Consider the following 14,288-nt stretch of genomic DNA (forward strand, 5'->3'; position numbering starts at 1 on the left):
ACTTGAAAGCGCTTCTCCTCCTTGGCGCTTCGCCACTCGTGCCGATGCGCGATCCGTTCGGGGATGCCTGCAAAAAGATCGACGCGCAAGCCAAAGAGCTGTCGCTCTGATCAGCTGCGGGCCTTCCGCGCCGAATGGGACGGCCGGAGAACTCGTGTTACGCAAAACTGTGCAGCGGATTTGCAAGCACGATATGCGTGAAAACAAGGACCTGAAGCGTGACGCGCATCCGAAAGATCGCGGCACGCTTTAACTATTCGGCCTTCTTCTCTTCTTCTATTGCCGGCTTGTCCCCGTCCTCATCATCGGGTGTGACAACTGCTGCCGTTTCCGGCGGCTTCGGATCGAAGGTCCAGATCAGCATATAGAAGGAATAGGCGCCGGCGCCGCCCGCAAGCACGCCCCAGAAGGGGTCGCCGCCGATGAATTCGAAGATCCCCCATCCGAAACAGACCACGACGATGAGGACACGAACCCAAAGGTGTCGATAGGTCGGATGGTTAGGATCGATCAGCTGCATCTCTGTCCCATTGTCGTAATAACTCCGTCTCACTCTTGTGATGACGCACGTCTCACTGTTGTGATGACGTCACTTGTCTTTAGGATGGATTTCACAAATGTGAAAGGCCCGCGGACTTGACGCGGCGACAGGAAAATGGAATGAAAATTCCAAACTTATATCAATTCGGTTTATTTGTTCCGAATATAGGGAGGCAGTAATGACAGTGAGATTTGGTCTTCTCGGCGCCGGCCGCATCGGCAAGGTCCATGCAAAGGCCGTCAGCGGCGATGCCAATGCAAAGCTCGTGGCTGTCGCCGACGCCTTCCCGCAGGCTGCCGAAGCGATCGCTTCCGCCTATGGCTGCGAAGTGCGCACGATCGAAGCGATCGAGGCCGCCAAGGATATCGACGCCGTCGTCATCTGCACGCCGACCGATACGCATGCCGACCTGATCGAGCGCTTCGCCCGCGCCGGCAAGGCGATCTTCTGCGAAAAGCCGATCGACTTGGATGTTGCGCGCGTAAAAGCCTGCATCAAGGTCGTGGAAGAGACCGGCGCCAAGCTGATGGTCGGCTTCAACCGCCGCTTCGACCCGCATTTCATGGCGGTCCGCAAGGTCATCGACGAAGGCAAGATCGGCGATGTCGAGATGGTGACGATCACCTCGCGCGATCCCGGCGCCCCGCCGGTCGATTACATCAAGCGTTCCGGCGGCATCTTCCGCGACATGACGATCCACGATTTCGACATGGCCCGCTTCCTGCTCGGCGAAGAGCCGGTCTCGGTTTTCGCGACCGCAGCCGTGCTCGTCGACAAGGCTATCGGCGCAGCCGGCGATTACGACAGCGTCTCCGTCATCCTGCAGACCGCGTCGGGCAAGCAGGCGGTGATCTCCAATTCGCGCCGCGCCACCTATGGCTACGACCAGCGCATCGAGGCTCACGGCTCCAAGGGTCTCGTTTCGGCCGAAAACCAGCGTCCGGTCTCGATCGAAGTCGCCAACGGCGAAGGCTATACCCGCCCGCCGCTGCATGACTTCTTCATGACCCGCTACACCGAAGCCTATGCCAACGAGATCGCAAGCTTCATCGCCGCGATCGAAAAGGGCTCGAAGATTTCGCCGTCCGGCGCCGATGGCCTGGCTGCTCTTGCTCTCGCAGATGCAGCCGTCCAGTCGGTCAAGGAAGGCAAGCTCATCAAGATCGGCTGACCGCCCTCTCCCGACGGTCGCCATAATGAGATGGCCGGGCTCTTGCCCGGCCATTTCTCGTTTAAGCAGTATCCTGCGTTTCAATCCGTTCCCTGGAGACCGGCCACGACGATATCTTCATCGATGACTGCCAGCGCCCGGTTCAGATGTCCTTCGAAGACGAGAATCTGTTCGTCCGCGACGACCCTGAGTTCCGGCATGCCCTCCATGCGCACCATATGGGATTGGCCGAGCCCCTCCTCGATCCCCTGCCGCAGCAGATCGTAATAGCGCGTGCCGGGTCCGGTGATCGCGATCGGCATGCGCTCCGTCAGGCTCAGCATACGTGATAAACCGTTACCGAGCGCGAGCCCCGCCTGTCGGAAGGCAAAGCCCGAGATACGATGGCCCTGCCGGGCCCGCGCCGCGATCTTGTCGAGCTCGGCCACTGGCACGAACTTTGCCGGGATCGTATCGAGCGGCACTTCGAAGGCAGTGCGCAGGATCGCGTAGAAACCGGCATAGGCCTCGATGCAGCCGCGCGTGCCGCACCGGCAAAGCCCGCCATTGGCCATATGCAGCATATGCCCGAAATTGGGCGCGGAGACTTCATGCCCGCCATGGGTCGTCCGTCGCACGATTCCAAGCCCGATGCTGTGGCCGAGCGAAAGGGCGGCCAGCGAGCGGAAATCCGCACCTTTGACATTCTCCTCACGCGCGCCGAGAGCGGCGGCGACCAGCAGCGTCTCGTTGTCGAGAATGACCTTCGCCTTCCATTCCGGTTTGAGCGCCAGTTCGAAATCGATCTGGTCGCTGCCGAAGATCGGCGACCAGACGAGAACCGGTTCGGAGGAGTTGACCAGCCCCTTGCTGCTGATCGAAATGAGCAGCACCTTCTCCCGTTCGATCCGCGAGCGCGACAGGATACGCTCTAGCCCAGCCCGCACCCCGTTCACGAAGCGGCCAGCCCCATCAGGATCATGCGACCTTTCCTCGCTGAAGCGGTCGATCAGCTTGCCCGAGTAATCGACGAGCGAATATTGCACGGCATCCGAGGAGATGATGACGACGATCAGATAGCCGCAGTCGCGGCGCTGGCGCAAAAGCACGCGCGGGCGCCCTCGCCCGCTCGCTGCCTGGTGCTCGGATTTTTCGATCACCTGCGCCTTTTCGAGATCGGCCGTGATCGCAGAAACGGTGGCGGACGAAAGCCGCGTGAAATCGGATATTTCAGTGTGAGCAAGTGGCCCGTGGCGGCGGAGAGTGGCGAGCACAAGCACGCTGTTTCTCTGCCGTACGAGCTCCGTGCTCGACTTGGTCAGCATCTATCGCCGCCTCTTCCCCGTTCGTTCCGCCCTTCACTTGCCACAGCATCTCCAGCCCCTCCAGTCAAAGGAAATTAAGCCGGTAGTGCGGTGTTGACAGTTGAAAAAATCTCTGACACTAAATTTCTCGACTGTCGAGAAAAAAATCCGAACCTTTCTGGACAGGCTTTCGCGGTGGCCGGAGGAGGCTGATGCTGGGCCGGCTGCAATTCACTCGGGAGGACATTATGAAGTCTATTTATAAGCTGATGGCGGGTGCTGCCATTCTCGTTTCGCTGCAGTCGGCTGCCATGGCTGCAGACCTCGTCGTTGGCGTTTCCTGGTCGAACTTCCAGGAAGAGCGCTGGAAGACCGACGAAGCCGCTATCAAAAAGGCTCTGGAAGCCAAGGGCGCAAAGTACATTTCCGCTGACGCACAGTCTTCGGCTGCAAAGCAGCTCACCGACGTCGAGTCGCTGATCTCGCAGGGCGCAAACGCACTCATCATTCTCGCTCAGGACTCCGACGCAATCGGCCCGGCTGTTGAAAAGGCCGCCAGCGAAGGTATCCCGGTCGTCGGTTACGACCGCCTGATCGAAAATCCGTCTGCCTTCTACATCACCTTCGACAACAAGGAAGTCGGCCGCCTGCAGGCTCAGGGCGTCTTCAAGGCAAAGCCGGAAGGCAACTACGTCTTCATCAAGGGCTCGTCTTCCGACCCGAACGCTGACTTCCTCTTCGCAGGTCAGCAGGAAGTCCTGAAGGCTGCAATCGACGCCGGCAAGATCAAGAATGTCGGCGAAGCCTATACCGACGGCTGGCTGCCGCAGAACGCTCAGCGCAACATGGAGCAGTTCCTGACCGCCAACAACAACAAGGTTGACGCTGTCGTTGCTTCCAACGACGGTACGGCCGGTGGCGCCGTCGCCGCTCTCGACGCACAGGGTCTCGCCGGCACCGTTCCGGTTTCCGGCCAGGACGCCGACAAGGCTGCTCTCAACCGCATCGCTCTCGGCACGCAGACGGTTTCCGTCTGGAAGGACAGCCGCGAACTCGGCAAGCGCGCTGCCGAAGTCGCTCTCGATCTCGCCGGCGGCACGGCCCTCGACAAGGTTGCAGGTGTTCAGACCTTCGAAGGCGGCCCGAAGAAGGTGAAGATGCAGTCGATCTTCCTGACTCCGCTCGCCATCACCAAGGACAACCTGAACGTCGTCATCGACGCCGGCTGGATCTCCAAGGCTGAAGCTTGCCAGGGCGTCAAGGCCGGCTCCGTCAAGGCTTGCGACTAATCCTCGCCTGACGATCTGAAATACCGGCGCCGCAGCGGCCCTCCGCTGCGGCGCCGGATGCGGATGAAGCCCGCTCAGTGGTGCTTCTCCGTTCTCGCGCACATCGCGGATGCTTTGATTCCCTGCCAGAATAGTGCCGTTGTGATCGGCTATTTTCGGAAGCGTCCCGGTGGTCACATCTAGAACAGGGCGGTCATCGGCCAGCTATTCCTATCAGGAGCAGGCCTGCGCCCAAACAAATGGGGGAAACGGCAAACCCATGGCAGACATCACCCAATCGACCTCCTCCGGCCCGCGCACGGCAGTTGAAGGCCCCTTCACGCGCTTCCTAAGAGCAACGGAAATAGACACCCGCCTTCTCGGCATGATCGGCGCATTGCTGGTCATCTGGGTCGGCTTCCACTTCTATACCGGCGGCCTGTTCCTCACGCCCAGAAACCTCTGGAACCTCTCCGTCCAGACGACCGAAATCGCGGTTCTGGCGACCGGCATGGTGCTGGTCATCGTCACCAGAAACATCGACCTGTCGATCGGCTCGATCCTTGGCTTCGTCGCCATGATCATGGGCGTGGTCCAGGCGAAGTTCCTGCCGCAATATCTGGGCTTCGACAATTCCTTCACCTGGGTCATCACGCTGATCTGCGGCCTGCTCGTCGGCTCGGCTATCGGCCTGTTCCAGGGCGTCATCATCGCCTTCATGGGCGTGCCGTCCTTCATCGTCACCCTCGGCGGCTTCCTCGCCTGGCGCGGCCTTGCCTGGTATGTCACGAGCGGCCAGACGGTCGCCCCCCTCGACACCACCTTCCGCATCATGGGCGGCGGCGCCGAAGGCGCAATCGGTGCCACCTGGAGCTGGATCATCGGTGCGGCTGCCTGCGTGCTGATCGTCATTTCCATCATCGGCTCGCGTCACCAGCGCCGGCGCTTCAACTTCCCGCGCCGTCCGCTCTGGGCCGAATATGTCCTCGGCGTGCTCGGCTGTGCCATGGTGCTCGGCGCGATCTGGGTCTCCACGATCTATTACTGGCCGCCGGCCATCGCCAAGCGCTATGCCGAAGCCAATAACATCACCATGCCGGAAACCGGCCTGATGATCCCCTACGGCATTGCCGTGCCGGTGCTGATCGCCATCCTCGTCGGCATCGTCATGACCTTCATCGCCACGCGCCTGCGCTTCGGCCGCTATGTCTTCGCGATCGGCGGCAACCCGGAAGCGGCAGAACTTGCCGGCATCAAGACCCGCTGGGTCACGGTGCGCATCTTCGCGCTGATGGGCTTCCTCGCAGCGGTGGCCGCCGCCATCTCGACGGCGCGCCTCAACGCCGCCGCCAATTCGCAGGGCACGACCTACGAGCTCTATACGATCGCAGCAGCCGTCATCGGCGGCACGTCGCTCGCAGGCGGTACCGGCACGATTGCCGGCGCCATGCTCGGCGCGCTCGTCATGCAGTCGCTCCAGTCAGGCATGGGTCTCGCAAATGTCGATACGCCCATCCAGAACGTCGTCGTCGGCGCGGTGCTCGTCATTGCCGTCTGGCTAGACACTGTCTATCGCTCCCGTGCGAAGTAAGAGGAGTACGAACCATGGCTGAACAACGCACTCCCCTTGTCGAACTGAAGAATATCTCGATCTCCTTCGGCGGTATCCACGCGGTCGACAATGCCTCGGTCGATCTCTATCCCGGTGAAGTCGTGGCCCTTCTCGGCCATAACGGCGCCGGCAAGTCGACGCTGATCAAGATCCTCTCCGGCGCCTACAAGCGCGACTCGGGTGAAATCCTGATCAACGGCGAACCGGCCGACATCCGCAATCCGCGCGATGCCAAGAAGTTCGGCATCGAGACGATCTACCAGACGCTCGCCGTCGCCGATAATGTCGACGCCGCCGCCAATCTCTATCTCGGCCGCGAGCTGAAGACCCGCTGGGGCACGCTCGACGACGTCGCGATGGAACATTCCGCCCGCGAGGTGATGGGTCGCCTGAACCCCAACTTCAAGCGCTTCAAGGAGCCGGTCAAGGCATTGTCAGGCGGCCAGCGCCAGTCGGTCGCCATTGCCCGCGCCATCCTCTTCAACGCCCGCATCCTGATCATGGACGAGCCGACGGCAGCCCTTGGTCCTCAGGAAACGGCGCAGGTGGGCGAGCTCATCAAGCAGCTGAAGAAGGAAGGCATCGGCATCTTCCTCATCAGCCACGATATCCACGACGTCTTCGACCTCGCGGACCGTGTCTCTGTCATGAAGAACGGCCAGGTCGTCGGCCACGCCCGCACCGAGGATGTCACCAAGGACGAAGTCCTCGGCATGATCATCCTCGGCAAGGTGCCCCCCAAGGCCATCCCCGGCCCCGGCGCCATGCAGGTCTGATTGTCCTGTAATATCCGATGCGGAAACTCCGCCGCCCCCTGGGGCTGGCGGAGTTTTTATATGCATTCTCCGGGCTGACGGGTAAAAATACCCTCCAAACTGCAAGCGTCGGTAATTCTGAAAATTTCGCGATTGAAGCCAGCCGCAAGCTAAGAACCACGCATCGGACAGGCGATTCACACCGCGCATAGGGCGCGCTGGAGTGACCGGATTACGTGGCTCTCAGAAGGGGCTGCGGGCGTCGCGCATGACCTCTTCGTGGATCAGTGAGACAGGCGTGGCGGCATCCGCCGCAGGGGACGCTAGGCACCGCTCCTGGCAGGGGAGAGGTGGGTCAGTACGCATCGCCACCTGTTGCCCTCCCGGTGATAGACGTCGGTGATCCATTCGTCGGCTGATATCGGTTCGCCACGGAACATGCCCGTGTTCTGCCCGCGACCGGTAACCGTGGCGACATTGCCGAGCAGATGGACGTGATGCGTCGTCTTGGTCATCGTGTCATGGCTCAGGACACCGGATCCGATCGCCGAAAGAATAGCCTGTGCAGGGATTGGGCCACGCTCAGGCGTCACCAGCACCCAGTCCTTCGTGATCCAGGCGGCGATCTTGACGGGATCGTTGGAAACCATCGCCGCGTTGAAGGCGCGCTCAGCCTCCTCGAGCGCTTCAAGGGCTGCAGCGCTCACGCCGACATGTCCTCGTTCCAGCGGCGCTGCATCTCCTCAGGCGTGACCTGCTCGATGGTTTGCGACAGCATCCAGCGATGACCGAAGGGATCAAGCACCTGCGCCACCCGCTCGCCAAAACTCTGGTCGGTCGCCGGGCGCAACATCGTCGCCCCGGCCGACAGCGCCTGCGCCAGTGCTGCGTCGGTCGACACCGTGTCCATGTGGAAGGTTACCGGCGAGCCTCCGACGGTATCGGGAGACAGGGCGCCGAAGTCCGGATACTCGTCTGCCAACATCATCAGCGTCTCTCCGAAACGCAGCTCGGCATGGCCGATCCGCCCGTCCGAAGGATCGGTCATGCGGAAGACTTCCGTGGCGCCGAAAGCCTCCTTGTAGAAGTCGATGGCCCGCGCCGCATCCTTGACGATGAAGTAGGAGCTCACTTTTCGGGCAAAACTCGGCATGGATGATCCTCCTTGACTGGTTCTTATATTAACGTTACGTATCGTAAAGATATGAGTCAAGAGAATAACGCAACACCGAAGAAACGAGGGCGGCCGCCAAGCGCTGCCGCGCAGAGGCGTGCCTTGGAGGCCGCCCATGAAATCCTGATGGCCGAAGGTTTTGGCCGCATGACGATCGAAGCCGTGGCGGCGCGGTCCGGTGTCGGCAAGCCGACGATCTACCGCTCCTGGGCCAACGCGCAGGAACTGGCGATGGCCGCCCTTCTGGTCAACCGGCTGCCGGAAGCGGAGGTCGGAGGGGGCACGGCGCAGGCGGCTCTCGGCGCGCAGATGAGCGGACTGGTGACTGCCTTTGCGAGCACGCGCGGGCGGCAGATCACCATGGCACTCGCGGCCGCCGATCCGGAAAGCGAATTCACCAAGGCCTTCCGCAATCAGGTGATCCTGTCGAGTCGCAACGCGGGTCGCGTCATCCTGGAGGAGGCTCTGGCTCGGGGAGAGATCGTTTCGCCGCTTGATATGGAGGCGCTGCTCGACATGATCTACGGACCGGTCTTCTTCCGGCTGCTGGTCGGCCATCGCCCGGTCTCGCCGGAGTTCGGCGATGCGATCGTCAGGACCGCGTTGCGGGCCGTTGCACCGTCGGGGACGAAGTGATGGGCCGCCTGAACCCGAACTTCAAGCGCTTCAAGGAGCCGGTCAAGGCACTGTCAGGCGGCCAGCGCCAGTCCGTCGCCATTGCCCGCGCCATCCTGTTCAACGCCCGCATCCTGATCATGGACGAGCCGACGGCAGCCCTTGGTCCGCAGGAAACGGCGCCAAGGACGAAGCTCTCTGCATGATCATCCTCTGTAAGGTGCCGCCGAAAGCCATGCCCGGCTCCGGCGCCATGCAGCTCTGATCGCCGATAGCTCGACAGCAAAACTCCACCGCCCGAAAGGGCCGGCGGGGTTTTCATTTTAGCTCAGCCTGCGGCCGCTGCACCCGCGGCAAGTTCCGCAAGCCGCGCCAGCCTGACCGGCTCATCCATCACGAAAGACGCATTCTCCGAGAGGATCGCATGCGCCCGCGTCGCAAAGCGCTGCGCATCATCCATCTCGCCCTTCATCGCATAACACTCGGTAAGCTCTTCATAGACATAAGGCGCCGCGTCATTGGCCGCATCCGCAAGCGCCACGACCTTCTCCCCGAGCGCAATCGCCTCATCCACCCGCGACAGCGCCCTGAGTGTGCGCACGACCGCATAACGCGCCACCTTCAGCGTCTGCGCATTGCCGGAAGCCTCCCGGATCGCCTCATCCCGCCGGAACGCGCCGAGCGCATCCTCGAAGCGCCCCGCCTCGAAATAGGTCCAGCCGAGATTGTGATGCAGCATGCCCCGCCACTGCGGGCTTGCGCCATGCGCCTCGATATAATCGAGCGCCACCGCCACCCATTGCTCGGCCGCCTCGACATCCGACGCGATCGCCAGCATATGCACCGCATCGACAGCCAGATTATGGTCCCCCACCCTCTGCGCCAGTTCGAAGGCCTCGGCAAAGAACGGCGCCGCCTCGGCAGGCAAGCCGGCACTGTTGAAGAGCCGCCCCCGCTCGATCGCAACCGAAGCCCGCGCCCAGGCATCCTCACCGGCTTGTTTGGCAGCACCATCGAGGATCTCGTGCCCCAACGAAAAATTGCCCGAGAGCCCTGCAAACCGCGCCCGCCGCGTCAGATCGAAAACAGTCTCGCCCACCTCATCCCCCGATGAAAACCAAACCATCCAAGGGAGCTTTTACCGGCGCCCCATCGCCTTGAAAATCCCGGATAATCGCAACGAGCCGAATTTCCGCGAACTTGGCGATTGAAGCAAACCCAAAGCTAGGCTAAGAACCACGACATCGGACGACGAGTCACATCGTCAGGCATGCACCCGTAGCTCAGCTGGATAGAGTGTTGGATTCCGATTCCAAAGGTCACAGGTTCGAATCCTGTCGGGTGCGCCATTTTTCAAATTGTCCATACCGAAGACCTAGAGCTCGTGAGGAACGCGCTCGACATAGTCCCTTGGCACATTGTCAAACTGACCGCGCCGGCGTCTGGACAGGAAAGCGGTTCCGTGGCATCAAAAAAGGCATGAACACCGCGCGCACCAATTCAAAGCTCCTACTCGCCATCATTCCGATGGTGGGTTAGCACGCGCTTGCGTTTCAAAGATGCAGCAACCCGCCGAAGAGGCGGGTTTTTTGTTGCCATTCCTCTTCGGTCGGAATTTCGAGACAGAAGGGAAGTCGCAAATGCCATATGACCCCAAGACGATCGAGCCGCGATGGCAACGATACTGGGAGGAAAACCAGACATTCAGGACCGAGGACGACCAAAGCCGTCCGAAATATTATGTCCTGGACATGTTTCCCTATCCGTCCGGCGACGGCCTGCATGTAGGTCATCCGGAAGGCTATACCGCGACCGACGTCGTGGCTCGGTACAAGCGAATGATGGGCTTCAATGTCCTGCATCCCATCGGGTGGGATGCCTACGGGCTGCCCGCCGAGCGATACGCCGTGCGGACAGGCATCCATCCGGCGATCACCACGCGGAGCAACATCTCGAATTTCAGGAAGCAGGTCCGGCGCCTGGGCTTTTCCTACGATTGGAGTCGGGAGATTTCGACCACCGATCCCGAGTTCGTACGATGGACGCAATGGATCTTCCTGCAAATGTACAAGGCCGGCTTGGCCTACCAGGCGGAAGTTGCCGTCAACTGGTGCCCGGCACAAGGTACGGTCCTCGCCAACGAGGAAGTGAAGGACGGCCGCTACGTGGAAACCGGAGACCCGGTGGAACGTCGCACGATGCGTCAGTGGATGCTGAAAATCACCGCTTATGCCGACCGCCTGCTCGCGGATCTGGACGAGCTGGACTGGCCGGAAGGCATCAAGACGATGCAGCGCAACTGGATTGGCAGATCGGAAGGCGCTGAAGTGACTTTCAACGTCGAGGGTAGCGAGAGTTCCCTGACAGTTTACACCACGCGTCCGGAAACGATCTTCGGCGCTACCTTCTTGGTCCTGTCCCCCGAGCACCCTGCTATCGATGCCATTGCCACCGTCGGCCAACGCGGAGAGGTCGACGCCTACCGCGCCCGCGCGGCGGCAATGAGCGCGATAGAGAAGTCGCAAGCCCAGTCGAAAAGCGGAGTATTCACCGGAGCCTATGCGATCAACCCGGCGAATGGTTCGCGGATTCCGGTATGGGTCGCTGACTACGTACTGATGAGCTACGGCACCGGAGCAATCATGGCCGTTCCCGCCCATGACGACCGCGACCGCGATTTCGCGCAGGAGTTCGGGCTGCCGATCGTCGAAGTCGTGTCGGCATTTGGCTCCCCCTCCGGCGATGTGCCGCCCGCTGCGCGGACTGGGGAAGGCTTGATGGTCAACTCCGGTTTCATGGATGGCATGGAGACGAAAACGGCGAGAACGGCAGCGATCTCATGGATGACCGAGCAAGGCGTTGGTCTCGGGCGCGTCGAGTACAAGCTGCGCGACTGGCTGTTCTCGCGGCAGAGATACTGGGGAGAACCCTTTCCTATCCTGCATGCCGCCGACGGCAGTATCGTGCCCCTGCCGGAGGACGCCCTGCCACTGCTGCCTCCTGAACTGGACGAGTACAGGCCAACGCCGGACGGGGAGCCGCCGCTGGCACGGGCGGGCGATTGGGTTCGGACGGTCGATCCGAAGTCCGGCATGGAAGCTCTGCGGGAAACCAACACGATGCCACAATGGGCGGGATCGTGCTGGTATTACCTGCGTTTTGCCGATCCTTGGAACGTGACCGCGCCGATCGATCCCGAGAAGGAGAAATACTGGCTGCCCGTCGATCTCTACGTGGGAGGAGCCGAGCATGCGGTGCTGCATCTGCTGTACGCGCGCTTCTGGCACAAAGTCCTGTTCGACATCGGCGTCGTGACGTCCAAAGAACCGTTCCGCAAGCTGTTCAACCAGGGAATGATCCTGGCCTTCAGCTACAAGGATGCGACCGGGAGGTATTATCGACCCGAGGACGCGGCCGAACGCGACGGTCGCTGGCATGTCGGAGAAATCGAGGTCGAGCGCCAGGTCGAGAAGATGTCGAAGTCGAAGTTCAATGTCGTCAATCCTGACGAGGTGGTCGAACAATACGGCGCAGACGCCATGCGTCTGTATGAACTCTTCATGGGGCCATTGGACGTTGCCAAGCCGTGGCAAATGTCCGGCGTGGCCGGGGTCAGCCGCTTCCTCCATCGCGTATGGCGGATCGCAATTGGAGAGGATGGCATGTTGTCGAGCAAAATTATCGATGCGAAGCCGTCCCCGGAGATCGCGCGCGTTCTTCATAAGACGATCAAGGCTGTCGGCAACGACATCGATGGCCTGCGTTTCAACACGGCGATTTCTAAACTGATGGAGCTGTCAAACGCATTGACGGGACTGGACATCAAGCCACGGTCGGCGGTCGAATCCTTCGTTCTGCTGCTGGCACCGTTCGCGCCGCACATTGCCGAGGAACTCTGGAAAATGCTGGGGCATCCGGAAAGTCTGTCGCATGAACCCTGGCCGACATACGACCCCACCCTCGCCGACGATGATATCCGCGAATTTATCGTTCAGGTGAACGGCAAACTGCGTGGCAGGATTCAGGCTCCCTCGACGCTCGCCGCTGATGAACTCGTTAGACTGGCTGCGCAGGAGCCTGACGTTCGGTCGAGGTTGACGGGGAAGGCGGTGCTGAAGGAAATCGTTGTGCCTGGACGGCTGGTGAACTTCGTGCTTGCTCCATAGCATCGAGCCGCTCTGGAACGTGGTCGACACTGTCGGCCACGGCTTCCTCTGCAACTGGTCGCCCCAGTTTGGTCAGGCCAAGACAAGCGGACCAGGGCATTCTCATGAAAGGAGTTTAGTTGTTTGAAGCTGCCGTGGGAGCGTGCGGAGGAGAATCCGCTTCCCTGCCCGACCCCATGAAGGAATGGGTGGAAGCCCAGACTAGGACGGGGCGCTACAGCAACGCAAGCGACTATGTCCGTGATCTGATCCGCCGCGATCAGGAGCGTTCGGACAAGCCGGCAGAGCTGCAGCGGCTTGTTACCGAAGGTTTGAAAAGCGGCATCAGTGACCGCTCGAAAGAAGATATTCTCCAGCTGCGCGTGAACGGTTGGCCGCCGCCAGCCGGTCATGAAATACCGCACAACGTTTCAAGCGGATCGGGATATTATCGATATCTCCGTTCTTGGCGCCGAACGGTTCGGTGTCACGCAGTCCGAGCGCTATGCCGATTTGGAAATGGCTGATGTCAGTCCGCTCATACTCCGCCTTCGCCGCCGCGATCAGGCACTGGATCGACATTCGCTCAAGACTGAATCCGAGATATTGCGAATGAAGAGGCAGAGGATATCGACCCTGCTCATCTTGCAGTCGCCCGTCCCAGCCGCTACACAATCCGGGGTTTTAAAAAACGGGGATGGGTATGCGGTCTGCAATTGCGGCACTGGTGCTGATGGCTTTCATGCCGACGGTCGTGATGGCTCAGGCATTCGATTGGTCGGCTCAACTTGGAAAATCGCCCTTTGATCTGGAAACAACACTCAGCCAGGCTGGGGATTGCGCTACTGGCAGCTTCAGCGTTCCAATCAAGAATGTCACGAAGGACACCTATCTCTCTGATAATCTCTTCGATCCAGTCGTTACGTCTTACGGGTTCATACCCGTAAATGGCAGTCAAGACGGCATCAGCGACTACGATAACTCGCGGACGTTTTCATCGAAGAAAGGCACTTCGATCCAATGCACGATAGGGCTCGAAGCGTCCGTGCAGATCTACGCGTTCGAGGATCGCATCGTTCGGATCAAGTTAACCTTCGATCGTTGTCGGGAGCGGGAGACGCGGCAATACATTCTCTCCAGGCCCACGGCGGATAAATGCGTCGGCACCGACCTGACGACGAAGGACTACGATGAAGCTCTCTACCAGGCGATTGAGGCTCGCAACACTTATGGGTACGACACGCGCTGGAGCAAGGAGGAACTTCGCGGCCCCTTAGAGTCGAAGAAGATTTCCGGCGAATTCGAGGCGGCTGAATTCCGGGTCCTGTGGGATGTCAACTGTCCATCCTTACCCATCATTGACGGCGACCGTATAATCATACCCTTCGATAGGAAATTTCGCTGCCTGATTGACGTGGACAACGAGGATCCGGCGCGATGGTCGGTTACAGCGATGCACGAGATTGTACGTCCCGGCATGTTTGTCGATACAGTGGAGCGCAGGCTCGCAGCAATGCGACTGTTTGTAGATATGCCCGCCGAGCGCTCCGCAGCCCTGGCGATCCGACCGGAATTGCAAACGGTGATCGACGGAATCAAGGCCGAGATTGCGGTTCGAGCCGCGGCTGAGCGAACCAAGCGTGACGCGGTGTCCAATATTCTCGGCGGCGGGAACTAAGCTTTTTCCGCCACTCGATCTCCGAAAGAATATTGTTTCTGGTCTG

The 14,288-nt window shown here is 60.5% G+C and carries 13 protein-coding genes, 1 tRNA gene and 2 pseudogenes; 10 read left to right on the plus strand and 6 right to left on the minus strand.

Translation table 11 applies throughout. The features are described 5' to 3' along the window. Nucleotides 1–253: 253 nt before the first annotated feature. Nucleotides 254–520 carry a hypothetical protein gene (locus tag J2X71_RS23205; protein WP_310385486.1) on the minus strand — a complete coding sequence of 89 codons (267 nt, stop codon included), beginning with the start codon at nucleotides 518–520 and terminating at the stop codon, nucleotides 254–256. A 199-nt stretch (nucleotides 521–719) separates the two neighbouring features. Between J2X71_RS23205 and iolG the strand changes: the two genes are divergently transcribed. Continuing rightward, nucleotides 720–1,712 carry an inositol 2-dehydrogenase gene (iolG, locus tag J2X71_RS23210; RefSeq protein ID WP_310385488.1) on the plus strand — a complete coding sequence of 331 codons (993 nt, stop codon included), beginning with the start codon at nucleotides 720–722 and terminating at the stop codon, nucleotides 1,710–1,712. A gap of 80 nt (nucleotides 1,713–1,792) precedes the next feature. Here iolG and J2X71_RS23215 read toward each other — a convergent pair whose 3' ends face one another. Then, nucleotides 1,793–3,016: an ROK family transcriptional regulator gene (locus tag J2X71_RS23215; RefSeq protein WP_113322473.1), complete on the minus strand. Its 1,224-nt coding sequence runs from the start codon at nucleotides 3,014–3,016 to the stop codon at nucleotides 1,793–1,795. A 227-nt stretch (nucleotides 3,017–3,243) separates the two neighbouring features. Between J2X71_RS23215 and xylF the strand changes: the two genes are divergently transcribed. The 3 genes from xylF (at nucleotide 3,244) to J2X71_RS23230 (ending at nucleotide 6,651) form a co-directional block, all read left to right on the plus strand. Continuing rightward, nucleotides 3,244–4,284 carry a D-xylose ABC transporter substrate-binding protein gene (gene xylF / locus J2X71_RS23220; protein ID WP_007815345.1) on the plus strand — a complete coding sequence of 347 codons (1,041 nt, stop codon included), beginning with the start codon at nucleotides 3,244–3,246 and terminating at the stop codon, nucleotides 4,282–4,284. A gap of 259 nt (nucleotides 4,285–4,543) precedes the next feature. After that, nucleotides 4,544–5,854: a sugar ABC transporter permease gene (locus J2X71_RS23225; RefSeq protein WP_310385492.1), complete on the plus strand. Its 1,311-nt coding sequence runs from the start codon at nucleotides 4,544–4,546 to the stop codon at nucleotides 5,852–5,854. Between the two features lie 14 nt (nucleotides 5,855–5,868). Next, entirely contained in the window at nucleotides 5,869–6,651 is a 783-nt protein-coding gene (locus J2X71_RS23230; RefSeq protein ID WP_007815343.1) for an ATP-binding cassette domain-containing protein, read from the plus strand. 302 nt (nucleotides 6,652–6,953) lie between these two features. On the opposite strand, the gene J2X71_RS23235 is transcribed toward J2X71_RS23230, so the two are convergent. Then, nucleotides 6,954–7,337 (minus strand): nuclear transport factor 2 family protein, encoded by a 384-nt coding sequence (locus J2X71_RS23235; protein ID WP_310385494.1) that lies wholly within the window; start codon nucleotides 7,335–7,337, stop codon nucleotides 6,954–6,956. Beyond that, nucleotides 7,334–7,783 carry a VOC family protein gene (locus J2X71_RS23240; protein WP_310385497.1) on the minus strand — a complete coding sequence of 150 codons (450 nt, stop codon included), beginning with the start codon at nucleotides 7,781–7,783 and terminating at the stop codon, nucleotides 7,334–7,336. Before J2X71_RS23240 ends, J2X71_RS23235 begins: the two co-directional genes overlap by 4 nt. Before the next feature lie 51 nt (nucleotides 7,784–7,834). Between J2X71_RS23240 and J2X71_RS23245 the strand changes: the two genes are divergently transcribed. Next, on the plus strand, nucleotides 7,835–8,440 hold the full coding sequence (locus J2X71_RS23245) for a TetR/AcrR family transcriptional regulator (RefSeq protein ID WP_310385500.1): 606 nt from the start codon (nucleotides 7,835–7,837) through the stop codon (nucleotides 8,438–8,440). Beyond that, nucleotides 8,434–8,684, plus strand: a pseudogene (locus J2X71_RS23250) (ATP-binding cassette domain-containing protein); the annotation flags it as partial. The gene J2X71_RS23245 and the pseudogene J2X71_RS23250, both read left to right, overlap by 7 nt. Before the next feature lie 63 nt (nucleotides 8,685–8,747). Here the strand turns inward: J2X71_RS23250 and J2X71_RS23255 are convergent. Next, on the minus strand, nucleotides 8,748–9,518 hold the full coding sequence (locus J2X71_RS23255) for a hypothetical protein (RefSeq protein ID WP_310385502.1): 771 nt from the start codon (nucleotides 9,516–9,518) through the stop codon (nucleotides 8,748–8,750). Between the two features lie 173 nt (nucleotides 9,519–9,691). Between J2X71_RS23255 and J2X71_RS23260 the strand changes: the two genes are divergently transcribed. The 3 genes and pseudogenes from J2X71_RS23260 to J2X71_RS23270 form a co-directional block, all read left to right on the plus strand. Beyond that, nucleotides 9,692–9,768 (plus strand) — tRNA-Arg (locus tag J2X71_RS23260). A 291-nt stretch (nucleotides 9,769–10,059) separates the two neighbouring features. Further along, entirely contained in the window at nucleotides 10,060–12,585 is a 2,526-nt protein-coding gene (gene leuS / locus J2X71_RS23265) for a leucine--tRNA ligase (RefSeq protein WP_310386161.1), read from the plus strand. 176 nt (nucleotides 12,586–12,761) lie between these two features. Next, a pseudogene (locus tag J2X71_RS23270) lies at nucleotides 12,762–12,938 on the plus strand (type II toxin-antitoxin system ParD family antitoxin); the annotation flags it as partial. On the opposite strand, the gene J2X71_RS23275 reads toward J2X71_RS23270, so the two are convergent. Further along, complete coding sequence (locus J2X71_RS23275; RefSeq protein WP_310386188.1) at nucleotides 12,910–13,239, minus strand: hypothetical protein; 330 nt, start codon at nucleotides 13,237–13,239, stop codon at nucleotides 12,910–12,912. The pseudogene J2X71_RS23270 and the gene J2X71_RS23275 overlap by 29 nt on opposite strands. A 28-nt stretch (nucleotides 13,240–13,267) precedes the next feature. Between J2X71_RS23275 and J2X71_RS23280 the strand changes: the two genes are divergently transcribed. Further along, a complete protein-coding gene (locus J2X71_RS23280) occupies nucleotides 13,268–14,242 on the plus strand; it encodes a hypothetical protein (RefSeq protein WP_310385504.1) in 975 nt (324 codons plus the stop codon). Nucleotides 14,243–14,288: the final 46 nt, after the last annotated feature.

Origin of the sequence: Rhizobium sp. 1399, assembly GCF_031455475.1 — a bacterium.
In the GTDB taxonomy this organism is placed as follows: domain Bacteria; phylum Pseudomonadota; class Alphaproteobacteria; order Rhizobiales; family Rhizobiaceae; genus Rhizobium.

What these genes read in the sequence shown, in the direction of transcription:
- iolG (WP_310385488.1), top strand. Translation starts at nt 720, where the DNA reads ATGACAGTGAGATTTGGTCTTCTCGGCGCCGGCCGCATCGGCAAGGTC.
- J2X71_RS23230 (WP_007815343.1), top strand. Translation starts at nt 5,869, where the DNA reads ATGGCTGAACAACGCACTCCCCTTGTCGAACTGAAGAATATCTCGATC.
- J2X71_RS23280 (WP_310385504.1), top strand. Translation starts at nt 13,268, where the DNA reads ATGCGGTCTGCAATTGCGGCACTGGTGCTGATGGCTTTCATGCCGACG.
- leuS (WP_310386161.1), top strand. Translation starts at nt 10,060, where the DNA reads ATGCCATATGACCCCAAGACGATCGAGCCGCGATGGCAACGATACTGG.
- J2X71_RS23215 (WP_113322473.1), bottom strand. Translation starts at nt 3,016, where the DNA reads ATGCTGACCAAGTCGAGCACGGAGCTCGTACGGCAGAGAAACAGCGTG.
- J2X71_RS23240 (WP_310385497.1), bottom strand. Translation starts at nt 7,783, where the DNA reads ATGCCGAGTTTTGCCCGAAAAGTGAGCTCCTACTTCATCGTCAAGGAT.
- J2X71_RS23205 (WP_310385486.1), bottom strand. Translation starts at nt 520, where the DNA reads ATGCAGCTGATCGATCCTAACCATCCGACCTATCGACACCTTTGGGTT.
- J2X71_RS23225 (WP_310385492.1), top strand. Translation starts at nt 4,544, where the DNA reads ATGGCAGACATCACCCAATCGACCTCCTCCGGCCCGCGCACGGCAGTT.
- xylF (WP_007815345.1), top strand. Translation starts at nt 3,244, where the DNA reads ATGAAGTCTATTTATAAGCTGATGGCGGGTGCTGCCATTCTCGTTTCG.
- J2X71_RS23245 (WP_310385500.1), top strand. Translation starts at nt 7,835, where the DNA reads ATGAGTCAAGAGAATAACGCAACACCGAAGAAACGAGGGCGGCCGCCA.